This is a genomic window from Faecalibacterium sp. An77 (assembly GCF_002161315.1).
Classification (GTDB): Bacteria; Bacillota; Clostridia; order Oscillospirales; family Ruminococcaceae; genus Faecalibacterium.
Map to the genome: position 1 here is coordinate 24,907 of NZ_NFHK01000019.1, position 22,341 is coordinate 47,247.

The window sequence follows — 22,341 nt, forward strand, 5'->3', positions numbered from 1 at the left end:
ATCAGCCCTCCTTCTTGCCAAGGTATGCTTCGATGACCTGGGGATTCTCGCGGATCTCGTCGGGGGTGCCCTTGGCGATGACACGGCCGAAGTTCAGCACGGCGATGCCCTCGCAGATGCCCATGACCAGGTTCATGTCGTGCTCGATCAGCAGAATGGCGATGTCGAACTCGTCCCGAATCCGGCGGATGACTTCCATCAGCTCGGCGGTCTCGGAGGGGTTCATGCCGGCGGCCGGCTCGTCCAGCAGCAGCAGTTTGGGCCGGGTGGCCAGGGCGCGGATGATCTCCAGACGCCGCTGGGCGCCGTAGGGCAGGCTGCCCGCCTGCTTGCCCGCCAGATCGGCCATATGGAAGATGTTCAGCAGCTCGATGGCCTCGTCGGTGGTCCGCTTTTCCTGCTTCCAGTAGCTGGGCAGGCGGAGCAAGGCCTCCGGCAGACGGTAGTTCATGGACTGATGCAGGCCCACCTTGACGTTGTCAATGACCGCCAGGTCTTTGAACAGGCGGATGTTCTGGAAGGTGCGGGCCACGCCCATCCGGTTGACCTGATAGGTCTTTTTGCCGGCGGTGGGCATGCCGTCCAGCAGGATGGAGCCGCGGCTGGGCTGATAGACGTTGGTCAGCAGGTTGAACACGGTGGTCTTGCCGGCGCCGTTGGGGCCGATCAGACCGGTGATCTCGTTGCGGCCGATCATCAGGTTGAAGTCGTCCACGGCGGTCAGGCCGCCGAAATCAATGCCCAGACCACGGACGTCCAGCACCGGGCGCTTGTCCTTGTCGCGTTCGGTCAGGAAGCCGCCCGACGGGATGCTGTGCAGGCTGGTCTTAAACTCACTCATGGTGTGCCTCCTTCGCGCTGCCGAAACTGAGGGCCTTGCTGATGAGGCGGCTCAGAGAGAAGTCGTAGCTGCCCAGCAGTCCGCCCGGACGGAAGATCATCATAAAGATCAGCACCACCGAGTACAGCACCATCCGGTAATCGGAGAAGCTGCGCAGAGCCTCGGGCAGGATGGTCAGGACGGTGGCCGACAGGATGGAGCCCAGCATGGAGCCCATGCCGCCCAGAACCACCATGACCAGAATCTCGATGGACTTCATGAAGTCGAAGCCGGATGGGTCCAGAACGCCCAGATAGCCGGCGTACAGGCCGCCCGCCAGGCCGGCAAAGGCTGCCGAGAAGGAGAAGGCCATGACTTTATAGTAGGTGGTCTGGATGCCGCAGCTCTCGGCAGCGATTTCGTTGTCCCGGATGGCCAGGACGGCGCGGCCGTGGCGGCTCTTGAGCATGGTGTGGATGAAGAAGCAGGTCAGCACCACGCAGAGGAACACCGACAGCAGGTCGGAATACTTGGGGATGTTCTTCAGACCCTTGGCGCCGTAGAACAGGGAAAAGCCCAGCACGTTGTCGATGTTGTTGAGGGTGATGCGGATGATTTCGCCGAAGCCCAGGGTCAGGATGGCCAGATAGTCGCCGCTCAGGCGCAGGGCGGGAATGCCGATCAGGACGCCGAACAGGCAGGCCACGGCAGCGCCCAGGATCAGGCCGGCGGCAAAGGCCACGGGCTCAGGCAGGGTGCTGTATTTGGTGAACAGGGCGCTGGTGTAGGCGCCCACCGCCATAAAGCCGGCGTGGCCCAGAGGCAGCTGGCCCAGGTAGCCGGTGGCCACGTTCAGGGACACCGCCAGGATAATGTTGATGCCCACCAGCAGCAGGACCTTGTTCTGGTAGGTGCTCAGGACGTTCTGGCTCAGCAGCTGCAGACCCACAAAGAGCAGCACCACCAGGACCGTATTGATGAGGTAGCGCACCGGCATTTTCAGTGCGCGGTATTTCGATTTGCTCACAGTCCAACCCTCCTTAAACCTTTTCCTGTACCTTGCGGCCCAGGATGCCGGTGGGTTTGACCAGCAGCACGACAATCAGGATCGCAAAGGTGACAGCGTCGCGCCAGGCCGACAGGCCGATGGCCGAGACCATGCTCTCACACACGCCGATGGCCAGGCCGCCGATCATGGCGCCGGGGATGGAGCCGATGCCGCCCAGAACGGCGGCGACAAAGGCTTTCAGGCCCAGCATGGAGCCCATGGTGGGGGTAGCCTGGGGATAGCTGCAGCAGTACAGCACCGAGCCGATGCCCGCCAGGGCCGAGCCCACCGCAAAGGTGAAGGAAATGGTGCTGTTGACGTTGACGCCCATCAGGCGGGCGGCGTCCATGTCCTCCGAGACGGCCCGCATGGCCTTGCCCAGCTTGGTCCGCTGGACCAGCAGGGTCAGCACGATCATGGACACCACCATGACACCCAGGGTCAGGATGGTGGTGAGGCTCAGGTTGACGCTGCCCAGACGGTACACCTGGTTGGTGAAGTAGGAGGGGATGACCTTGGCGCCCGAACCCAGCAGCAGCTCAGCGGTGTACTCCAGGAAGAAGGAGACGCCGATGGCGGTAATCAGCAGGGACAGGCGGGGCGCGGAGCGCAGGGGAGTGTAGGCGATTTTTTCAATCACCACGCCCAGCAGGGTACAGGTGATGATGGAGGCGCAGACCGCGGTCACAGGACCCAGGCCCAGCTGGTTCATCACGAACCAGGACATGTAGGCGCCCACCATGATGATGTCGCCGTGGGCGAAGTTCAGCAGCAGGATGATGCCGTACACCATGCTGTAGCCCAGGGCGATCAGTGCGTAGATGCTGCCCAGCGAAAGGCCGTTGATCAGCTGGCTAAAAAACACTGTCATCGTTGCAGTTCCTTTCTTTTTGACATGATACGCTCGGAATCCGGCGGATATGAAAAAGCGGAGACCATCCGAGCATTTCCTGTTCGAGCGGTCTCCGCACTATACGTTTTTTATTGCTCCGCAGTATTCCGCAATAAAAACAAGATAAGACGCACAGGCAAACGCTGCGCGCAGGCCCGGCGGACGGGCCCTTTTGACGCCGATTAGTACTGCTCGACGAAGACGGCCTCGCCGTTCTCGAAGGTCAGGATGGCGGCAGTCTTGACGGGGTTGTTGTACTCGTCAAAAGTGAAGGAGCCGGTGACGCCCTCGAAGGAACCGTTCTTGATGCCGTCGATGACAGCCTGCTTGTACTCGTCGGTACCGGGCTCCAGGCCGGCGTCCTCAGCAGCCTGCAGGCCGCCGCAGACGGTCAGAGCTGCGTCGTAGCCCAGGGGAGAGAAACCGTTGGGATAGCTCTCGCCGTACTCGGCCTCGTAAGCGCTCTCGAAGTCGGGGTTGGAACCGGTGGCGTAGTTGGCGCAGAAGTAGCAGCCGTCCAGCTGCTCTGCGGTGGCGTACTGAGTGACGCCGTCCCAGCCGTCGCCGCCCAGGAAGGGAACGGTCAGGCCCACGTCGGTGGCCTGGGACAGGATCTGGCCCACATCCTCATAGTAGTTGGGGCAGTAGACCACGTCGGGGTTGGCTGCCAGGATGGTGGTCAGCTGGGTGCGGAAGTCCACGTCGCCGGCCGAGTAGGTCTCGGAGGCCACGATCTCGCCGCCGTTGGCTGCGAACTCGGACTCAAAGTTGGTGGCCAGGCCCTCGTTGTAGTCGGCGCCCAGCTGATAGATGACGGCAGCACGGGCGTAGCCCAGCTTGTCGGTGGCGTAGTCGGCCATCTTGATGCCCTGGAACGGGTCGGTGAAGGTGGTGCGGAACACGTTGCTGTAGACGGTATCGGTCTCAGCGTCGTAGGTGACAGCCTCGGCGGTGGCGGAAGCGGTGACCATGGGCATGTTGTAGTCCTGGGTCTCAGCCACGACAGCCAGGGTGGGGGTGGTGGTGACGTCGCCGATCAGAGCGGTGATGCCCTGGTCCACCATCTGGGTGAAGCAGGTGACGGCCTGGGTGGCGTCGCCCTGCTCGTCCATCTCAACAACCTCGACCTGCTTGCCGTTGATGCCGCCGGCCTCGTTCAGCTGCTTGATGTACAGGTTGGCGCCGTTGGCAACGGCAATGCCGTAGACCGACACGTCGCCGGTCAGGGGGGCCAGCAGGCCCACCTTGATGGTATCGCCCGAAGCGGAGGCGGAGCCGGAAGCTGCGCCGGATGCAGCAGTGGAGCTGCTGGACGAGGAACCGCAGGCGCTCAGGGCGCTCACAGCGGCGGCAGCGCCCACAGCAGCCAGGAACTGACGGCGGGAAATGCTCGTTTTCATGATATTATCCCTCTTTCTTGCTTGCTTCATAACATTCAGTTGAAAATGAACAAACAAGGGAGCCCCTTCTCCCATTGAAGCTCCCTTGCTTTGTTCTAGTATAATCAACTGAAGCGCCCGCCGCAAGTCACAAACCCGACATAGTTTCTTAATACATGAGACTTTTTTATTGTGAACTTTAACAAATTTCACCTGCAAATCCCATGGATGGAAGATCCTGCCAGGGCGGAGGGGATCAGATATTTTCGCTGGAAAGGACGGCTGCCTGTGCAGCGGCGTCGGGCTGGGTCTGCTTGGCCTTGTTCATAACCCGCAGGCAGAAGAACAGGGACAGGGCGGTGCCCACGGTCCAGCCGATGGGCCAGGACAGCCAGATGCCGTCCGAGCCCAGAGCGGTGGCGGACAGGCCGATGGCCAGGGCCACACGGAGGATCAGGTCGGCAAAGGTGGAGATCATGAACTGGACCATCAGGGCGCAGCCGCGGAGCACGCCGTCCGACACCAGCTTGACCGACACCAGGAAGTAGAAGGGTGCCACGATCCGCAAAAACAGGATGCCGGTGTCGATGGCGGTGCCGGTGGGCTCATTCATGAACAGGAACAGCAGCTGGCGTCCGGCGAAGAAGTACAGGCCGGCCAGGGGCACGCAGAGGGCCCACACCAGCTTGATGCCGGCCAGATAGCCCTGGCGCATCCGGTCGGGTTTGCCGGCGCCCAGGTTCTGGGAGGTGTAGTTGGAGATGCCGTTGGCCAGGGTGGTGAAGGAGGTGATGACCAGGTTGTTCAGCTTGACCGAAGCGGAGTAGCCGGCGATGACGCTGGCGCCGAAGCTGTTGACCACGCTCTGAATCACAATGTTGCCCACCGAGATGAAGCTCTGCTGCAGGATGCTGGGGATGGCGATGACCGAGATCTTGCCCAGCATGCTCCAGGAGAACAGGGCGGGCTTGGTTTCGGTGTGAATGCCCATCATCCGCTTGGCCACCACCCACATGGCCAGGATGCAGCTGACGCCCTGGCACAGGAAGGTGGCCCAGGCCACGCCGGCCACACCCATGTGGAAGGCGGTGACGAACAGGATGTCCATGAAGATGTTGCTGGTGGAGGAAGCCGCCAGGAACAGGAAGGGGGTCTTGCTGTCGCCCAGGGCCGAGAAGGTGCCGGTGGCCACGTTGTAGAAGAACATGAAGGGCAGGCCCAGGACGTAGATGTCCAGATACAGGGCCGAGTCGGCCAGGATTTCCTCCGGGGTGTTGATGAGCTCCAGCAGGGCGTCGCAGCCGAACAGGCCCACCGCCATCAGGGCGGCCACCAGGACGGCGCAGCCGATCAGGGAAGTGGTGACGGCAGTTTTCATGTCCTCGTACTGCTTTGCGCCGAAGAACCGGGACACGATGACGGAACAGCCGATGTTGCAGCCAAAGGCGAAGGCGATGAAGATCAGGGTGATCTCATAGCTGTTGCCTACGGCCGCCAGGGCGTCCTCGCCGACGAATTTGCCTGCCACCAGGCTGTCGGCAATATTGTAAAGCTGCTGAAAGACGATGCTGCCAAACATGGGAAGGCAAAACTGCCACAACACAGTGGACGGCTTGCCCACCGTCAAATCCTTATTCACAGATATTCCTCCTTACAGATGCTGCACAGACAGAGCTGTTGTAATTTCTACCGAAAGATAGTATACTTTTTTGGAGAGCATATGTAAAATATATGTTTTATATAAAAACCATATCCACATGATATGAAAGGATGCGCGCTCATGTCGGTACCGTATGACTACTATCGGATTTTCTATTACGTAGCCAAATACAGCAGCTTCACCCAGGCCGCCGCGGCGCTGCATGGCAGCCAGCCCAACATCACCCGCACCATCAACCTGCTGGAACAGGAGCTGGGGTGCCGCCTGTTTGAGCGAAGCCACCGGGGGGTGACTCTGACCCCGGAGGGGGAGAGGCTGTACGCCCACGTCCAGGTGATGCAGGAACAGCTGCAGGCCGCCGAATATGAGCTGGCCAGCCGGCGGAGCCTGCACAGCGGCCAGATTGCCATTGGCGCCAGCGAGACAGCCCTTCACGGGCTGCTGCTGCCGGTGCTGCGGGATTTCAAGCGGCGGTATCCGGGGGTCAGGCTTCAGATCACCAACCATTCCACCCCCCAGGCCATCGCGGCGCTGCGGTCGGGCCTGGTGGAGCTGGCGGTGGTGGGCACCCCCTGCGGGGAGCTCACCGCCCCCCTCACTGAACAGCGGCTGCGGCCGTTCCACGACTTATTGGTGGCGGGGCCGGAATATGGCTATCTGGCGGGCCGGCGCCTCACCTATGAGGATATCGCCGGGCTGCCCCTGATTTCCCTGGGGCATGACAGCTCCACCTATGCCTTTTATGCCCAGCTGTTCGCAGAACACGGGGCCATGCTGGAGCCGGACGTCCAGACCGCCACCACCGACCAGATTCTGCCTCTGGTCTGCTATGGGCTGGGGGTGGCCTTCGTCCCCGAGGACTTTGCCCGGGAGGCCCTGGCCAAAAAGGATGTGGTCCAGCTGGAGCTCCAGACCCCGCCCCCGGTCCGGTACATCAGCCTGGTGAAGGACAAGAGCCGCCCCCTGAGCGTGGCGGCCATGGAACTGGAGCGGATGCTCCGGGCTGCCTCGGCCCAGTAAAGGGTTACCGCCACAGCTTCTGCCAGCGGGCGCCCTGGGCTTCCAGCCAGCGGTCCAGCTTGGGATGCTGTACCCAGGCCTTGCCCTCGGGGTTCTCGATGAGCTGACGGGCCAGAGCGGCGGGATTGGCGTCGGCCAGATCCACCGCCCGGGGCCCTAACGTCAGGGTCAGGGCCATGGCACAGTCGGGCCAGGCCGGGGTTTCTTCCTCCGAGGGCCAGAGGAAGGGCGGCAGCAGCCGCAGGGCGCAGCTGGTCCGGGTGCCCTCCTGGGTGAGCACCAGAGCCGAGGGCGCCCCGGCGGCGGTGCACCGCAATTCGCTGTAGAGCACCCGCAGCCGCCCCGGCGGCACAATCTGGGTGAAACCTTCCCGGGGAACGGGAGACAGGCTGCACCAGTCCCGGGCCTCGTGAGCCTCGATGGGCCAGGCCGGCGGGTCAAACCGGGCGTACAGGCCGGGCAGAGCAAAGCTCTCGGCCTGTTCCAGCCCCTCCAGCACAAGGGTATAGAATTCTGTCATGGGATGCCCCGGGTCGGGCTGCCCCAGCCCGAAGTCGGGCCGGGTTACTTTTCCGCCGCCCATCGAACCACGCTCCTTTTTCACAATTTTGCATTTGACCTTTTCCTTCGCATTTTTTATACTGGAAACAGAAAGGAAGGACTGTTCATGACGCTGAAAGATAAAAAACAAACCGCTTCGCACCTGACCGTCACGGCCCTGATGGCCGCCGTGATGTGCATTCTGGGCCCCCTGTCGGTGCCCATCGGGGCCATTCCCATCTCCCTGACCAACCTGGTGGTCTGCCTGGCCGCCTGGATGCTGGGCCCCCGGCTGGGCGCCGCCAGCGTGGCGGTCTACCTGATGCTGGGCGCGGTGGGCCTGCCGGTCTTTTCGGGCTACGGCGGGGGTCTGGCCAAGCTGCTGGGCCCCACCGGCGGTTATCTGATCGGCTTTGTGGCCCAGGCCGCCATCGGCGGCTGGGTGGTGGAACGCAGCCATGGCCGCCCCGTCTGGTCCAGCCTGGGGATGATCGCCGGCATCGCCGTCAGCTATGCCTTCGGCACCGCCTGGTTCATCGTTCAGATGGGCTGCACCCTGCCCTATGCTCTGGGGGTCTGCGTGCTGCCCTTCATTCCCTTTGACCTGGTCAAGGTAATCTTGTCCTCGGCCGTGGGCAGCCCCATCCGGGCACGGCTCCTGCAGGCCGGACTCATTGGCCGCTGAAAGCTGAAACTTGCGCGCCTTTTTAGGCCAAAAAGTGAATCTCTTTCATTATTATAATACAACAAGAAGGCCGCAGCCCAAAAACGCTGCGGCCTTTGCTGTTTTGTTTAAGCTTCCTGGTAGCCCAGGGTGGCGGCCATGACCGCCTTGATGGTGTGCATCCGGTTTTCGGCCTCGTCAAAGACGATGCTCTGGGGGCTCTGGAACACCTCGTCGGTGACTTCCATGGCATCCCGGCCGAACCGCTCGCCCATCTCCTTGCCCACGGTGGTCTTGTGGTCATGGAAGGCGGGCAGGCAGTGCATGAACACCGCCTGGGGGCCTGCGGCAGCCATCAGCTGGGCATTGATCTGGTAGGGGGCCAGGTCGGCGATCCGCTCGGCCCAGACTTCCACCGGCTCACCCATGGACACCCACACGTCGGTGTACAGGACGTCGGCACCCTGCGCGGCCTTCATGGGGTCCTCCTCAAAGCGGATGGTGGCGCCGGTCTCGGCGGCCACCGCCTGGCACTGAGCCACCAGGTCGGGGTCGGGCCAGTACTTCTTGGGGGCGCAGGCGGTGAAGTGGAGGCCCATCTTGGCGCAGCCCACCATCAGGCTGTTGCCCATGTTGTAGCGGGCATCCCCGAAGTAGACAAAGTTGATCCCTTCCAGCTTGCCGAAGTGCTCCCGGATGGTCAAAAAGTCGGCCAGAATCTGGGTGGGGTGGAACTCATTGGTCAGGCCGTTCCACACCGGAACCCCGGCGTAATGGGCCAGCTCCTCCACGATCTCCTGACCATAGCCCCGGTACTCGATGCCGTCAAACATCCGGCCCAGCACCTGGGCGGTGTCGGCGATGGACTCCTTTTTCCCGATCTGACTGCCCTGGGGGTCCAGATAGGTCACCTGCATGCCCAGATCGTGGGCCGCCACCTCAAAGCTGCACCGGGTGCGGGTGGAGGTCTTTTCAAAAATCAGGGCGATGTTTTTCCCGCGCAGGGTGTCGTGGGGGATGCCGGCCTTCTTTTTGGCCTTCAGGTCGGCCGCCAGGTCAATCAGACCGCCGATCTCGGCGGGGGTATAGTCCAGCAGTTTCAAAAAGCTGCGTCCTTTCAAATTCACAGGAAAGTCCCCTTTCTGCATATATGCTGCATTTAATGAAAATTATTGGATAAATATGCATTTCATTATACGACGCAGACCGGGCCTGTGTCAAGCGGGGTTTCTCAAAGTGTGAAGGTGACCTCCCGGCCGGTGGCACGGTAGGGGGTCACACGGACCCCGGCCTTCTGGAGCATGAACCGGGCCGCGATGCTGGAATCGCTGTCGTGGTACTTGTCGCCGTAATACACCAGCTCCTTGATGCCCGACTGAATGATGGCCTTGGTGCACTCGTTGCAGGGGAACAGGGTGACGTAAATCCGGGCGCCCTTGAGGTTGTTGTGGGCGCTGTTGAGGATGGCGTTGAGCTCAGCGTGGCAGACATACATGTATTTGGTCTCCAGGGGAGCGCCCTCCCGGTCCCAGGGCATGGCGTCGTCGTCGCAGCCGGTGGGCATGCCGTTGTAGCCCAGAGAGAGGATTTTGTTCTCGGGGCTGACGATGCAGGCCCCCACCTGGCTGTTGGGGTCCTTGGAGCGCATGGCGCTGAGCATGGCGATGCCCATAAAATATTCGTCCCAGTTGATGTAGTCGCTGCGTTTCATAGCAATGGTACGGGCGGGGCGCAGGGGAGTCGGGCGCCCTGCCGTAAACTCCTTTCCGGTCAAAGTTTTCGTCGTTCCGCACAATTTCGGCGGCAAAATTTTTTCGCAAAAGCCCCGCCTGTCTCAACAGGCAGCCCTGAAACCGGCCCGGCGGGGCGGTTCAGGGCCTGAAAGGCCCTGGAATTGGTAAAGACATTATACCGTAACAGCGTTTAAAAAACAATCGGCAATCAGCCCGCTGACAAAATGCACAAAACCAACCCGGGAACTTTGGAGGCCAAATGCGGGACAAATGATTTAAATTCCGGGAGAGTTGTGGTATTATCTTTGTAAAATATGCCACAAAAGCGGAGAGAAGTCCCGCCAGGCGGAAATGAGGGAAGACCGTTATGAAATACGCAAGCAACAATATCCGCAATATCTTGATTGCAGGCCATGCCGGCAGCGGCAAGACGACGCTGACTGAGGCACTGGTCTATTTTTCGGGCGCTTCCGAGCGGATGGGCCGCGTGGAAGACGGCACCACCATCTCCGACTTTGACCCCGAGGAGTCAAAGCGCAGAGCCAGCCTGTCGGCATCGGTGGTTCCGGTGGAGTTCGGCGGCATCAAGTACAACCTGATCGACGCGCCGGGCCTGTTTGACTTCGAGGCCGGCGAGTACGAGGGCATCCGGGCCGCCGAGAGCGTCCTGGTCTGCGTGTCGGGCCGCAGCGGCGTCACCGTGGGCGCCGAGAAGGCATTCCAGCTGGCCCGCAAGAACAACAAGGCCACCATGGTCTTTGTCTCCAAGTCGGATCTGGAGCACTCCAACTACTTCCAGATTCTGGAGGACCTGAAGATCAAGTTCGGCTCCAGCATCTGCCCCTGCGTGGTGCCTGCCCGTCTGGATGACGGCACCAGCGTGTACATCAACCTGTTCAGCCAGAAGGCATTCAAGTATGAGAGCGGCAAACAGATCCAGGTGGATCTGCCCGACATCGGCCACCGGTTCCAGGGCCTGATCGAGGCCATGAGCGAGGCCATCGCCGAGACCGACGACGAGCTGATGGAGAAGTTCTTCGGCGGCGAGCCCTTCACCACCGAGGAAATCGTGGAAGGCATGCGCAAGGGCGTCAAGGACGGCCTGATTACCCCTGTGTTCTGCGGCAGCGCCGTCAATATGCAGGCGCTGGATATGCTGCTGTTCAACATGGAGAAGCTGCTGCCCAGCCCGGCCCACGCCGAGGGCATCCCTGCCGAGAACGCCGACGGCGAGATGGTGGAGCTCCACTGCAAGGCCGACGAGCCCACCGCCGCCTATGTCTTTAAGACGGTGGCCGACCCGTTCGTGGGCAAGATGAGCTATCTGCGCGTGGTCAGCGGCCGCGTGACCGCCGGCATGAGCCTGGTGAACGCCCGCACCGGCGACACCGAAAAACTGGGCAAGCCCATGTTCATCTGCGGCAAAAAGCAGATTGATACCGACGAAATCTGCGCCGGCGACATCGGCGCGGTGGCCAAGATGGTGAGCGCCCGCACCGGCGACACCCTCTGCGATCCCTCCCGCGTGGTCAGCCTGGACGCACCGGTCTTCCCGCAGCCCAGCTTCTTCATGGCCGTCACCGTGGCCAAGAAGGGCGACGAGGGCAAGATCAGCAGCGCTCTGGCCCGTCTGATGGAAGAAGATCCCACCCTGAGCTACGAGAACAACGCCGAGACCCATCAGCAGATCATCGGCGGCCTGGGCGAGCAGCATCTGGATGTGGTCAAGGCCAAGATGAAGAACAAGTTCGGCGTCGAGATCGGCCTGGAGGCTCCCCGGATCGCTTACCGTGAGTCCATCCGCAAGCCGGTCCAGAAGCAGGGCCGCCACAAGAAGCAGACCGGCGGCCACGGCCAGTTCGGCGACGTTATCATCAAGTTCGAGCCCTGCGACGGCGAGGCCATCCTCTTTGAGGAGAATGTCTTCGGCGGCAGCGTGCCCAAGAACTTCTTCCCGGCAGTTGAGAAGGGCGTCCGCCTGGCCGCCGAAAAGGGCATCCTGGCCGGCTACCCGGTGGTGGGCCTGAAGGCCACCCTGCTGGACGGCAGCTATCACCCGGTGGACAGCTCGGAAATGGCCTTCATCATGGCCGCCAAGCTGGCTTACAAGGCCGCCATGCCCGAGGCAGGCCCCGTCATCCTGGAGCCCATCTACACCGTCCGCACCCACGTCCCCAACGACAACACCGGCGACGTGATGGGCGATGTGACCAAGCGCCGCGGCCGCGTGCTGGGCATGGAGCCGGATGAAGACGGCCTCCAGACCATCATCGCCGAGATCCCCCTGTCCGAAATCACCACCCTGACCACCTTCATCCGTCAGACCACCCAGGGCCGCGGCTGGTTTACCCGCGAGTTCGCCCGCTATGAGATCCTGCCCGAGAACCTGGTGTCCTCGGTGGTGGAGCAGGCCCGCAAACTGGGCAACCTGGACGAGAGCAGCGACGACTGAGCCTTGTTCTGAACCCATATTGTGACATCCACCAGACCCTGTCGGCAATTCCCTCTGCCGGCGGGGTCTTTTTTGTACCGTATCTGCGATGTGTTTTGGTTGACATCCCGCAGGGTTGCTATTATAATGGAGAGGTTAGAGTGCCGGCCGGCCCGCCCGGGCGCCGCTGCACCCCGAAAAACAGCCCTCAGCTCGCGGCGCCCAGAGCCCCGCGGGCATATTTCGAGCATAAGGAGAGATTCAGATCCATGGCACAGGAAATCGTAATGTCTGCTGCCGGCCTCAAGGCCGTACAGGAAGAACTGGAATACCTCAAGACGGTACGCCGCAAGGAGCTGGCCGAGGAAATCAAGGAAGCCCGCAGCCACGGCGACCTGTCCGAGAACAGTGAGTACGACGAGGCCAAAAACACCCAGGGCCTGGTGGAGAACCGCATCACCGAGCTGGAGCAGATGATTAAGAACGCCCGCGTCATCGACGAGAGCGAGCTGAGCGTGGATTCTGTCTCGGTGGGCACCCACGTCACCATCCAGATGGAGGACGAGGAGCCGGAAGAGTACGACATCGTCGGCCGCACCGAGGCAGACCCCCTCAACGGCAAGATCAGCGACGAGAGCCCGGTGGGCCATGCCCTGCTGGGCAAGGCTGTGGGCGAAGAAGCCGAGGTTCTGCTGCCCGCGGGCCATACTGTAGTGTGCAAGGTGCTGGCCATCACCCACAGCAAGGGTTAAGCCGGTACAGGAGGTAGGAATGGAAGAAATCAAGAACGGCACCGGGGCTGCTGCGGACAGCGAGCAGGTGCTTGTCCGCCGTCAGAAGCTGGCCGACCTGCGGGCCGCCGGCAGCGACCCCTTTGAAATCACCAAGTTTCCCCAGGACGCCTACTCGGCCGATCTGAAGGCCGAGTTTGCGGACCTGCCCAATGAGACCGACGCCGGCCGCACCGTGGCCCTGGCCGGCCGCATGATGTCCAAGCGCGTCATGGGCAAGGCCAGCTTTGCCCACCTGCGGGATGACAAGGGCGACATCCAGCTCTACGTCCGCCGGGACGAGCTGGGGGAGGAGGCTTACGCCGCCTTCAAGAAGCTGGACGTGGGCGACATCATCGGCGTCAAGGGCGAGGTGTTCCGCACCAAGACCGGCGAGCTGAGCGTCCGGGCCCTGGAGCTGACCCTGCTGGCCAAGAGCCTGCGGCCCCTGCCCGAGAAGTTCCACGGCCTGACCGACACCGAGATGCGGTACCGTCAGCGCTATGTGGACCTGATCGCCAACCCCGAGGTGAAGGATACCTTTGTCAAGCGCAGCCAGATCCTGCGGGAAATCCGGGCTTACCTGGATGAGCGGGGCTTCCTGGAAGTGGACACCCCCATCCTGACCCCCTTTGAGATCGGCGCATCGGCCCGTCCCTTCATCACCCATCACAACACCCTGAACATGGACATGGTGCTGCGCATCGAGACCGAGCTGTACCTCAAGCGGCTGGTGGTGGGCGGCATCGACCGTGTGTACGAAGTGGGCCGCATCTTCCGCAACGAGGGCATGGACCCCAAGCACAACCCCGAGTTCACCAGCGTGGAGCTGTACCAGGCTTTCACCGACTACCACGGCATGATGGATCTGGTGGAGGAGCTGTACAAGCGCCTGGCCCAGAAGATCTGCGGCAGCCTGGTGATTCCCTATCAGGGCAACCAGATCGACATGAGCCACTGGGAGCGCCTGACCATGGTGGAGGCCGTCAAGAAGTATTCCGGCGTGGATTACTACGACTGGAAGTCGGACGCCGACGCCATCGTGGCCGCCCGCGCCCACAATGTGGACCTGCCCGAGGTGCCCACCCGCGGCTCCATTCTGGCCGCCTTCTTTGACGCCTTCGTGGAGGATAAGCTGATCCAGCCCACCTTCATCTACGATTACCCGGTGGAGATCAGCCCCCTGGCCAAGCGCAAGCCCAGCGAGCCCGCCTTCACCGAGCGGTTTGAGTACTTCATCAACTGCACCGAGTTCGGCAATGCCTTCAGCGAGCTGAACGATCCCATCGACCAGAAGGAGCGCTTTGAGCGCCAGGTGGCCGAGCGCAAGTCGCTGGAGCCGGGCTGCAAGGCACAGGTGGACTACGACTACGTCAACGCTCTGGAGTACGGCCTGCCCCCCACGGGCGGCCTGGGCTTCGGCTTCGACCGTCTGGTCATGCTGCTGACCGATTCGGCCTCCATCCGCGACGTGCTGCTGTTCCCCACCATGAAGCCGCTGGACGCTCCCAAGAAGGAGGAGGCCCCCGCTGCGGAGGCCGCTCCGGCTGAGACTGCTTCGGCAGCCGCTCCCGCGGCCCCCGTCCAGGCAGAGCCCATCGACTTCTCCAAGGTGGAGATCGAGCCTCTGTTCCAGGATCTGGTGGACTTCGAGACCTTCTCCAAGAGCGATTTCCGCGCCGTCAAGATCAAGGAGTGCTCGGCTGTGCCCAAGAGCAAGAAGCTGCTCCAGTTCGTTCTGGACGACGGCAGCGGGGTGGACCGTGTGATCCTCAGCGGCATCCACGCCTACTATGAGCCCGAAGAGCTGGTGGGCAAGACCTGCATCGCCATCACCAACCTGCCCGCCCGCAAGATGATGGGCATTGACTCCTGCGGCATGCTGATCAGCGCCGTCCATCACGAGGAAGGCCAGGAGCGCCTCCATCTGCTGATGGTGGATGATCACATCCCCGCCGGCGCAAAGCTGTATTAAGTATTCCGGGAAATTTCCCGCCTTTGGTCCAGGCCGGACGTTCTGCACGTCCGGCCTGGGCTTTTTTTGCGCCCTTTTGGCGGACGGTCTGTACGTGAAATAAATACATCTGTCTTTTTGGATACAAGAAAAAGATTTTGCGGTGTACGCCAATGAAACACAAAAATAAGGCAAAAACCAGAAGTACTACTTTATTTTCTTCGTTTTTCTCAGAAATGGGAGGGCTGAAACTTTGTTTTGTGTGGAAATTGGCTATTGCAATTTTCTTCCGGATGCTTATAATAGTGATATCGCAGCAAATACAAATGTATTTATAGAGCGTACACTCCGGCCCTGTGCCGGAATCAGAGGGAGGAATACGATATGAAAATGAAACGGTTTGTAGCCCTGGCCGCTGCAGCTGCTATGAGCGTCTCCGCACTGGCTGGCTGCTCGTCCTCGTCCACGGCGGCCAGCGGCTCGGCCGCCGCAGGCAGCTCCGCCTCGGGGGACAAGGTGGTCAAGATCGGCGTCTTTGAGCCCTCCACCGGCGACTCGGCTTCGGGCGGCAAAAAGGAAACCCTGGGCATGCAGTACGCCAACGCCGAGACCCCCACCGTGGAGATCGGCGGCGAGACCTATACGGTGGAGCTGGTCTATGCGGACAATGGCTCCTCCACCGACAAGGCTCCTTCGGCCGCTGCCGAGCTGGTGAGCCAGGGCGTCTCCCTGGTGCTGGGCTCCTACGGCTCGGGCGTGTCCATTGCGGGCGGCCCGGTCTTTGACGATGCGGGCCTGGCTGCGGTGGGCGTCACCTGCACCAACCCCAACGTCACCGCCGGCAACGACTACTACTACCGCATCTGCTTCCTGGATCCCTTCCAGGGCACCGTCCTGGCCAACTTCGCCAAGGATAAGTTCGACGCCAAAGTGGCCTACTGCCTGGGCGAGACCGGCAACGAGTACGACCAGGGCCTGATCGCTTACTTCACTCAGGCCTTTGAGGCGGCCGGCGGCACCGTCGTCACCGCATCCTTCCCCACCAACAACTCCGACTTCAGCACCTACCTGAACCAGGCCAAGAATGAGGGTGCCGACGTCATCTTCACCCCGGTGTCCATCGCCTACGCCACCCAGATCATCCAGCAGGCTGCTGCCCTGGGCATTGACGCAGCTTTCCTGGGCTCCGACACCCTGGACGACAACATGGTTCTGGCTGCCGCTGAGGGCACCGATGTCCAGCTGTACGTCTCCACCTTCTACCAGGAGGGCGGTTCTCCCGAGTTCGATGAGGGCGTCAAGGCCTACATCAACGAGAACGCCGAGGCCATGACCAACAACGGCGGCAACGACACCATCGCTGCGGTCACCGCCATGGGCTATGATGCTTACTATGTGGCTCTGGAGGCCCTGAAGGCCGCCGGCTCCACCGATCCCGCTGCCGTCAAGGCTGCCCTGGCCGGCGTCACCTACGACGGCGTGTCGGGCCACATCGCCTTTGATGAGGAGGGCGACGCCATCCGCGATACCGCCTACATCAAGCACTCCACCAACACCGGCGCATGGGAGCTGGAGACCCAGCAGACCGTCGCCCAGTAAATCACAAATGACCGAAGGTTTGGCGGGAGCCGCTGGCTCCCGCCAAACCATTTGTTGAAACCTGCCCTGAGCGGAGGGAACCTGTATGGAATATTTCGTTTCGGTCCTGCTGTCCGGCATTGCAGTAGGCGGCCAGTATGCCCTGATTGCCATTGGCTACACCATGGTCTACGGCATCCTGCGCCTGATCAACTTTGCCCACGGCGACGTGTTCATGGTGGCCGGCCTGGTGGGCGTGTACGTCTCCACCTGGATGCCCCTGTATCTCGCCCTGCCCCTGGTGCTGGTGCTGACGGTGGCCCTGGGCTTCATCATCGAGCGGGTGGCCTATAAGCCCCTGCGCTCCGCCCCCCGTATGTCGGTGATGATCTCGGCCATCGGCGTCAGCTACCTGCTCCAGAACACCGCCACCTATGTCACCGGCGGCCAGCCCATGAGCTATCCCACCATCCCGTTTTTGTCCGATACCGTCACCATTGCGGGCACCCCCACCCGCTGGGCGGTCATTCTGACCCCCTTCCTGGTGCTGGCCCTGGTGGTGCTGCTGACCCAGCTCATCGACCGCACCAAGGTGGGCATGGCCATGCGGGCGGTGGCCAAGGACTTTGAGACCAGCCAGCTGATGGGCATTAAAATCAACTCGGTGATCTCGGCCACCTTCATCATCGGTTCGGCCCTGGCCGCCATCGGCTCCATGCTCTACTTCACCAACTATCCCTCCATCACCCCCACCGCCGGCGCCATGCCGGGCCTGAAAGCCTTTGTGGCGGCGGTGTTCGGCGGCATTGGTTCCATCCCCGGCGCGGTCATCGGCGCTTTCATCATCGGCATCTGTGAGAACCTGGTCAAGAGCACCCAGTTCACCGTCTTTTCGGATGCCATTACCTTCGCCCTGCTCATCGTGATCCTCGTCTTTAAGCCCACCGGCCTGTTCGGTGAAAAGGCGACCGACAAAGTGTAAGGAGGCCCCGCATGAACAAGAAAAAATCGGTCAGCTGGGGCGCACTGGGCGGGATCGTCGCCTTTCTGGCTCTGGTGATCCTGCTGGAAAACATCACCGCCCTGATTCCCGCCGCACCCCGCGTCCTGCTTCCCACCAGCCAGCTGTTCACCGTCCTGAAAAAAGGCGCGGTCTACTCCCTGGTGGTGGTGTCCATGAACCTGCTGAACGGCTTCACCGGCCTGTTCTCCCTGGGCCAGGCAGGCTTTATGCTGCTGGGCGCCTATACCTACGCCATCCTCACCGTCCCTGTGGCCCAGAAAGATACCGTCTACTACCTGTTCGGCGGCTCGGCGGTGCCTTTCTCCCTCCAGGATACTTTTGGCCTGGTGTTCGGCACCACCGGCGTGGGCGGGGCGGTCAGCATGGTGCTGGGCGTCCTGGTGGCCCTGATTCTGGGCGGCCTGGTGGCCGCCGGCTTCGCCTACCTGATCGGCCTGCCGGTGCTGCGGCTCAAGAGCGACTATCTGGCCATTGCCACCCTGGGCTTTGCGGAAATTCTCCGCGCTGTGTTCCAGTGGCAGCCTTTGGGCCCCATCACCAACGGCGCCAACATGCTCAAGAGTTTCCCCACCTTTTCCGACTTCAACATCGAGAACGCCTCGGGCCAGACCGTCCTGCGCCTGTCGGCCTTTGTGCCCATGCTGATTGCGGTGATCTGCATCGCCATCATCGTCCTGCTGATCAACTCCTCCTATGGCCGGGCCTTTAAGGCCATCCGGGAGGATGAGGTGGCCGCCGAGGCCATGGGCATCAACCTGGCCAAGCACAAGATGCTCTCCTTCTGCATTTCCTCCTTCTTTGCCGGGGTGGGCGGCGGCCTGTTCGCCATGTACGCCGCCAACGCCCAGGCCAAGGTCTTTACCTCTACCATGACCTATGAGCTGCTGCTGATCGTGGTCATCGGCGGCATCGGCTCGGTGTCCGGTTCCATCATCGCCACCTTCCTCTATGTGGCCTGCTCGGAGTGGTGGCTCCGGTTCCTGGACTCGGAACTGGTCTTTGCTTCGCCCACCGATCCCGGCCGTCTGGCCTTCATCGTGGTGTTTGCCGCCGCGGTGATTGCGGCTGCCTTCCTGGCCATCCGGGCCATCCGCAAAAAGGAGGGCCATACCCTGACCCAGGAACTGCCGGTGTGGATTGCAGCCATTCTGCTGCTGGGCTGGCTGGTGTACTTCGTCATCTCCCGCAGCCTCAAGCTGCCGCTGCTGCGCAACGGCTTCCGTATGGTGGTGTTCTCGGTCATCATCATGATTGTGGTTCTGTTCTTCCGCCGCGGCATTATGGGCGACCGGGAACTGCCCGACGTCCTGCGTGGCCGCAGGCTTTCGGCCCGCAAATCCACCCCCAAACACGCTGAAAAGGAGGCGCTGAAATGAGCGAACGTCAAAACGTCCTCCACGTGGAACATGTGACCATGCAGTTCGGCGGCGTGGTGGCCATGAACGACCTGTCCATGGATGTGAACGAGGGGGAGATCGTGGCCCTCATCGGCCCCAACGGCGCCGGCAAGACCACCGCCTTCAACTGCATTACCGGCGTGTATGAGCCCACCAACGGCAAAATCGACTTCTGCGGCCAGCCTCTGGTGGAAAACTATCCCCAGGGCAAGATGGACAAAGCCTATCTGGGGGAAAACAAGGGGATGTACACCCACAAGCTGAACCCCACCCCCGACCGCATCACCCACCGGGGCATTGCCCGTACCTTTCAGAATATCCGGCTGTTCGGGGCACTGACCGTCTTTGAAAACGTCCTGATCGCCAAGCATATGCGGGCCAAACAGAATTTCCTGTCCGCCACCTTCCGGCTCAACGCCAAGGAGGAGGCCCGGATGCGGGCCGAGGCCATGGCCCTGCTGGAAGAACAGGGCCTGGCCCAGCACAAGGACGAGGTGGCGTCCTCGCTGCCCTACGGCCTGCAGCGCCGGCTGGAAATCGCCCGCGCCCTGGCCACCGAGCCCAAGCTCCTGCTGCTGGATGAGCCGGCCGCCGGCATGAACCCGCAGGAAACCCAGGAACTGACCGACTTTATCCGGGAGATCCGGGACAAATACCACCTGACCGTCCTGATGATCGAACATCACATGGACCTGGTGATGCAGATCTCCGACCGTATTTATGTGCTGGATTTCGGCAAGCTGATCGCCGAGGGAACCCCCGAGGAAATCAGCGGGAACCAGCGCGTCATTGACGCTTATCTGGGGGTGGCCGACGATGCTGAGAATTGATGACCTGTGTGTGAGCTACGGCGGCATCGAGGCCGTCAAGGGGATCTCCTTCAAGGTGGAGGAGGGTCAGATCGTGACCCTGATCGGCGCCAACGGCGCCGGCAAATCCACCACCCTGCGGGCCCTGGCCGGCCTGGTGAAGGTGAAGAGCGGCCGGGTCCACTTCCAGGGGGAGGACCTGACCGGCCTGCCGCCCGACCGCATCGTCTCCAAGGGCCTGACCCTGGTGCCCGAGGGACGCCATGTGTTCCCTGACCTGACGGTGCTGGAAAACCTGAAAATCGGCGCCTACCTGCGCCGGGACAGCCTGGAGAGCGACCTGGCCTGGATTTATGAGCTGTTCCCCCGGCTGAAAGAGCGGTCCTGGCAGGCCGCCGGCACCCTGTCGGGCGGTGAACAGCAGATGCTGGCGGTGGGCCGCGCCCTGATGGCCCGCCCCAAGCTGATTATGATGGATGAGCCCTCTCTGGGCCTGGCCCCCATCGTGGTGAAAGGGATCTTCGACATCATCAAGGAGATCAACCGCAAGGGCGTCACGGTGCTGCTGATCGAGCAGAACGCCAACATGGCCCTGCAGATCGCCGACGTGGGCTACGTCATGGAAACCGGCCGGATTACCCTGTGCGGCACCGGTAAGGAACTGCTGGCCAACGAGGCCGTCCGGAAAGCGTACCTGGGCAACCACGCATAATAAAAATTACCACAATAAAAGCCCGTCGTGAAAAATTCACGCCGGGTTTTTTATTGAGAATTTTGAAAAGAATAATTCTATTGATGTGAAATGATTTTTTTGATATAATTCTTAATAAAGATAAGGATGAAGGAATTTGAAAACTTCATTCAAAAAAGTTTAAAATAAACTGGGAGGAATCAATATGGCGCTTGTTCAGTGTCCTAATTGCGGAAAAGAGATATCGGACAAATCAAAGAAGTGTATACATTGTGGATATGTTATAATTGAAGATCCAAAGCCGATTTGTCCTGAATGCGGTGCAGAAATCGAAAAGGGTGCTACAGTATGTGATAAATGCGGATATCCTCTAGAGGTGAAATCAATTGCTCGGATGGAGCCGCAACAAGTAGAGGTTACAAAAGTTAGTATTATTAATGATAGGCTTTCAAAAAGAAAAATTGTTGTAATTTTGATAGCTGTTTTGATTGGAATTGGTGTAATTCTTGGAATATCTAACTTTATACGTCAAAAGCAAATAGAAGCGTACGGCGAAAAGCTAGAGCTTATATCAACAACAATGCTTGAAGGAGCGGCGGATGCAGAGAATTGTGGAAATCTTATAAAAAGTGTATGGTCTAATAGCATTTTTGAAGATAAAGATAGCACAACTGATAAATATACAAGAGCAAATAATGGGACGGGTTATTTTTATGACGATTTCAATATTGCTCTTGCAAATTTGTTTGATGATAAAGAATTTCAAGAGAAAATTGACGAGATAGAAAATAATCAACAAGTAGTTACTGATCTGATGAAAGAAATGCAGAATCCACCAGAAAAATGGGAAAAGGCATATGAAGATTTACAAGATTATTATGATGCATACCTTACATTAACAAATTTGGCTATAAGTCCTGCTGGTAGTTTGCAGTCTTTTTCTAGCAATTTTAGTGATGCGGATATGGAAGTTGTAAATTGCTATAATAAAATGGAGTTTTATTGGGAATAAATAGAAGGAATAATATAATGGCTCTTATAGTGTGTCCTGAATGTAGTAGTTATGTGAGCGAAAAAGCTGAGTTATGTCCACATTGCGGGTATCCAATTGCTGAAAGTATAAAGAGCAAAAAAGCAGAAGAGCAACAACTAATCCGGACTGAAAAGAAAAAGAATATAAAAAAGAGAAAGATAGCTTTTTGGTTTGTTCTTATTTCTGCTGTAATAGTAATAGGAATAGGAATAGCATGCTTGATTCAGAACTCTTTAGAAAAAAAGCAACTATACGATGGTATCAAATGGGGAACAGATATTGATACAATTAAAGAGAGATATCCAAATGGAGGTGAGGTTGAGCCATCTGATGCAGAAACGACGAGTGCATATCTTAGTGTTTTTGACTCATTGGTAGGAATGGACAAATTGTCGGGAATAGCTATCTATTATTTTAATGAAGATGGGCTTTACCAAATCACTATAGCAGCGACAACTAATGAGGAAGATAGTGAAAATGAACTTTCACAGCAAGTAATTAACTACTACAAAAACTTATATGGTAAACCAGAAGAAGATAGTACCTCAAATTATATGGTATGGAAAAAGTCGAAAAGTAAAATAGAAATTAATACTTATGAAAATTCTGCAATCCTAATCGTTTATCAAGATGCTAAATATCAGTAGTTAAATAATTTGTATCAAAATGCCCGCTGCGAAGGTTTCGCGGCGGGCATTTTGTATGGTCAGCAGGGGAGTTGAAAAACATCTTCCCCGACCGTAGCCGAGACCTGATGAGGACGTTTCTGGCAGATGTTGTGTAAGCGCTCCATAATCCCCCGACTGTAAAAAAGTACTGACCTGTGAGAAAATAAGAGAAAGTATCAAAAGTCTTAGAAATCTCAGAAGTCTCACGGGGGTAAAAATGAGCAATCAAT

20 protein-coding genes are annotated in these 22,341 nt (G+C 59.5%); 12 read left to right on the top strand and 8 right to left on the bottom strand.

The genetic code is table 11. From position 1 onward, the window contains the following. Position 1: 1 nt before the first annotated feature. The 5 genes from B5G28_RS07990 to B5G28_RS08010 form a co-directional block, all read right to left on the bottom strand. Entirely contained in the window at positions 2-841 is an 840-nt protein-coding gene (locus tag B5G28_RS07990; RefSeq protein WP_087247639.1) for an ABC transporter ATP-binding protein, read from the bottom strand. Beyond that, positions 834-1,847: a branched-chain amino acid ABC transporter permease gene (locus B5G28_RS07995; RefSeq protein ID WP_343214616.1), complete on the bottom strand. Its 1,014-nt coding sequence runs from the start codon at positions 1,845-1,847 to the stop codon at positions 834-836. The genes B5G28_RS07990 and B5G28_RS07995 overlap by 8 nt, the downstream gene beginning before the upstream one ends. Before the next feature lie 13 nt (positions 1,848-1,860). Further along, positions 1,861-2,739: a branched-chain amino acid ABC transporter permease gene (locus B5G28_RS08000; protein ID WP_087247641.1), complete on the bottom strand. Its 879-nt coding sequence runs from the start codon at positions 2,737-2,739 to the stop codon at positions 1,861-1,863. A 203-nt stretch (positions 2,740-2,942) separates the two neighbouring features. After that, complete coding sequence (locus B5G28_RS08005; protein ID WP_087247643.1) at positions 2,943-4,160, bottom strand: ABC transporter substrate-binding protein; 1,218 nt, start codon at positions 4,158-4,160, stop codon at positions 2,943-2,945. Between the two features lie 235 nt (positions 4,161-4,395). Further along, on the bottom strand, positions 4,396-5,778 hold the full coding sequence (locus tag B5G28_RS08010; protein ID WP_087247645.1) for an MATE family efflux transporter: 1,383 nt from the start codon (positions 5,776-5,778) through the stop codon (positions 4,396-4,398). 141 nt (positions 5,779-5,919) lie between these two features. On the opposite strand from B5G28_RS08010, the gene B5G28_RS08015 reads away from it, so the two are divergent. Next, entirely contained in the window at positions 5,920-6,819 is a 900-nt protein-coding gene (locus B5G28_RS08015; RefSeq protein ID WP_087247647.1) for a LysR family transcriptional regulator, read from the top strand. A gap of 4 nt (positions 6,820-6,823) precedes the next feature. On the opposite strand, the gene B5G28_RS08020 is transcribed toward B5G28_RS08015, so the two are convergent. After that, complete coding sequence (locus tag B5G28_RS08020) at positions 6,824-7,402, bottom strand: hypothetical protein (protein ID WP_087247649.1); 579 nt, start codon at positions 7,400-7,402, stop codon at positions 6,824-6,826. A gap of 84 nt (positions 7,403-7,486) precedes the next feature. Between B5G28_RS08020 and B5G28_RS08025 the strand changes: the two genes are divergently transcribed. Continuing rightward, positions 7,487-8,044 (top strand): biotin transporter BioY, encoded by a 558-nt coding sequence (locus tag B5G28_RS08025; RefSeq protein WP_087247651.1) that lies wholly within the window; start codon positions 7,487-7,489, stop codon positions 8,042-8,044. Positions 8,045-8,151: 107 nt separating this feature from the next. On the opposite strand, the gene argF is transcribed toward B5G28_RS08025, so the two are convergent. Together argF and B5G28_RS08035 are read right to left on the bottom strand one after the other, a co-directional pair. Further along, positions 8,152-9,150: an ornithine carbamoyltransferase gene (argF, locus tag B5G28_RS08030; protein ID WP_087247653.1), complete on the bottom strand. Its 999-nt coding sequence runs from the start codon at positions 9,148-9,150 to the stop codon at positions 8,152-8,154. A 104-nt stretch (positions 9,151-9,254) separates the two neighbouring features. After that, positions 9,255-9,734, bottom strand: a complete 480-nt coding sequence (locus B5G28_RS08035; protein ID WP_087247655.1) for a dCMP deaminase family protein — start codon at positions 9,732-9,734, stop codon at positions 9,255-9,257. Between the two features lie 389 nt (positions 9,735-10,123). Here B5G28_RS08035 and B5G28_RS08040 point away from each other — a divergent pair, with 389 nt between their 5' ends. The 10 genes from B5G28_RS08040 (at position 10,124) to B5G28_RS14450 (ending at position 22,090) form a co-directional block, all read left to right on the top strand. After that, positions 10,124-12,208: an elongation factor G gene (locus tag B5G28_RS08040; protein WP_087247657.1), complete on the top strand. Its 2,085-nt coding sequence runs from the start codon at positions 10,124-10,126 to the stop codon at positions 12,206-12,208. A gap of 248 nt (positions 12,209-12,456) precedes the next feature. Next, positions 12,457-12,939 (top strand): transcription elongation factor GreA, encoded by a 483-nt coding sequence (gene greA / locus B5G28_RS08045; protein WP_087247659.1) that lies wholly within the window; start codon positions 12,457-12,459, stop codon positions 12,937-12,939. Between the two features lie 19 nt (positions 12,940-12,958). Beyond that, positions 12,959-14,932, top strand: a complete 1,974-nt coding sequence (gene lysS / locus B5G28_RS08050) for a lysine--tRNA ligase (protein WP_087247661.1) — start codon at positions 12,959-12,961, stop codon at positions 14,930-14,932. A 363-nt stretch (positions 14,933-15,295) separates the two neighbouring features. Beyond that, entirely contained in the window at positions 15,296-16,510 is a 1,215-nt protein-coding gene (locus tag B5G28_RS08055; RefSeq protein WP_242956750.1) for an ABC transporter substrate-binding protein, read from the top strand. Positions 16,511-16,595: 85 nt separating this feature from the next. Continuing rightward, on the top strand, positions 16,596-17,471 hold the full coding sequence (locus B5G28_RS08060) for a branched-chain amino acid ABC transporter permease (protein WP_087247663.1): 876 nt from the start codon (positions 16,596-16,598) through the stop codon (positions 17,469-17,471). A gap of 11 nt (positions 17,472-17,482) precedes the next feature. Further along, positions 17,483-18,889, top strand: a complete 1,407-nt coding sequence (locus B5G28_RS08065; protein WP_087247665.1) for a branched-chain amino acid ABC transporter permease — start codon at positions 17,483-17,485, stop codon at positions 18,887-18,889. After that, on the top strand, positions 18,886-19,740 hold the full coding sequence (locus B5G28_RS08070; RefSeq protein WP_087247667.1) for an ABC transporter ATP-binding protein: 855 nt from the start codon (positions 18,886-18,888) through the stop codon (positions 19,738-19,740). The genes B5G28_RS08065 and B5G28_RS08070 overlap by 4 nt, the downstream gene beginning before the upstream one ends. Next, positions 19,727-20,431, top strand: a complete 705-nt coding sequence (locus B5G28_RS08075; RefSeq protein WP_087247669.1) for an ABC transporter ATP-binding protein — start codon at positions 19,727-19,729, stop codon at positions 20,429-20,431. Before B5G28_RS08070 ends, B5G28_RS08075 begins: the two co-directional genes overlap by 14 nt. A gap of 184 nt (positions 20,432-20,615) precedes the next feature. Then, entirely contained in the window at positions 20,616-21,422 is an 807-nt protein-coding gene (locus B5G28_RS08080) for a zinc ribbon domain-containing protein (RefSeq protein WP_087247671.1), read from the top strand. A gap of 17 nt (positions 21,423-21,439) precedes the next feature. Continuing rightward, the gene (locus tag B5G28_RS14450) at positions 21,440-22,090 is read left to right on the top strand and encodes a zinc ribbon domain-containing protein (protein ID WP_144265500.1); all 651 of its coding nucleotides are present in this window, start codon (positions 21,440-21,442) and stop codon (positions 22,088-22,090) included. Positions 22,091-22,341 lie beyond the last annotated feature (251 nt).

Coding starts and splice junctions, on each gene's coding strand:
- B5G28_RS07990 (WP_087247639.1), bottom strand. CDS start 841: ATGAGTGAGTTTAAGACCAGCCTGCACAGCATCCCGTCGGGCGGCTTC.
- B5G28_RS08000 (WP_087247641.1), bottom strand. CDS start 2,739: ATGACAGTGTTTTTTAGCCAGCTGATCAACGGCCTTTCGCTGGGCAGC.
- B5G28_RS08005 (WP_087247643.1), bottom strand. CDS start 4,160: ATGAAAACGAGCATTTCCCGCCGTCAGTTCCTGGCTGCTGTGGGCGCT.
- B5G28_RS08015 (WP_087247647.1), top strand. CDS start 5,920: ATGTCGGTACCGTATGACTACTATCGGATTTTCTATTACGTAGCCAAA.
- B5G28_RS08020 (WP_087247649.1), bottom strand. CDS start 7,402: ATGGGCGGCGGAAAAGTAACCCGGCCCGACTTCGGGCTGGGGCAGCCC.
- B5G28_RS08025 (WP_087247651.1), top strand. CDS start 7,487: ATGACGCTGAAAGATAAAAAACAAACCGCTTCGCACCTGACCGTCACG.
- B5G28_RS08035 (WP_087247655.1), bottom strand. CDS start 9,734: ATGAAACGCAGCGACTACATCAACTGGGACGAATATTTTATGGGCATC.
- B5G28_RS08040 (WP_087247657.1), top strand. CDS start 10,124: ATGAAATACGCAAGCAACAATATCCGCAATATCTTGATTGCAGGCCAT.
- greA (WP_087247659.1), top strand. CDS start 12,457: ATGGCACAGGAAATCGTAATGTCTGCTGCCGGCCTCAAGGCCGTACAG.
- lysS (WP_087247661.1), top strand. CDS start 12,959: ATGGAAGAAATCAAGAACGGCACCGGGGCTGCTGCGGACAGCGAGCAG.
- B5G28_RS08055 (WP_242956750.1), top strand. CDS start 15,296: ATGAAAATGAAACGGTTTGTAGCCCTGGCCGCTGCAGCTGCTATGAGC.
- B5G28_RS08060 (WP_087247663.1), top strand. CDS start 16,596: ATGGAATATTTCGTTTCGGTCCTGCTGTCCGGCATTGCAGTAGGCGGC.
- B5G28_RS08065 (WP_087247665.1), top strand. CDS start 17,483: ATGAACAAGAAAAAATCGGTCAGCTGGGGCGCACTGGGCGGGATCGTC.
- B5G28_RS08070 (WP_087247667.1), top strand. CDS start 18,886: ATGAGCGAACGTCAAAACGTCCTCCACGTGGAACATGTGACCATGCAG.
- B5G28_RS08075 (WP_087247669.1), top strand. CDS start 19,727: ATGCTGAGAATTGATGACCTGTGTGTGAGCTACGGCGGCATCGAGGCC.
- B5G28_RS08080 (WP_087247671.1), top strand. CDS start 20,616: ATGGCGCTTGTTCAGTGTCCTAATTGCGGAAAAGAGATATCGGACAAA.
- B5G28_RS14450 (WP_144265500.1), top strand. CDS start 21,440: ATGGCTCTTATAGTGTGTCCTGAATGTAGTAGTTATGTGAGCGAAAAA.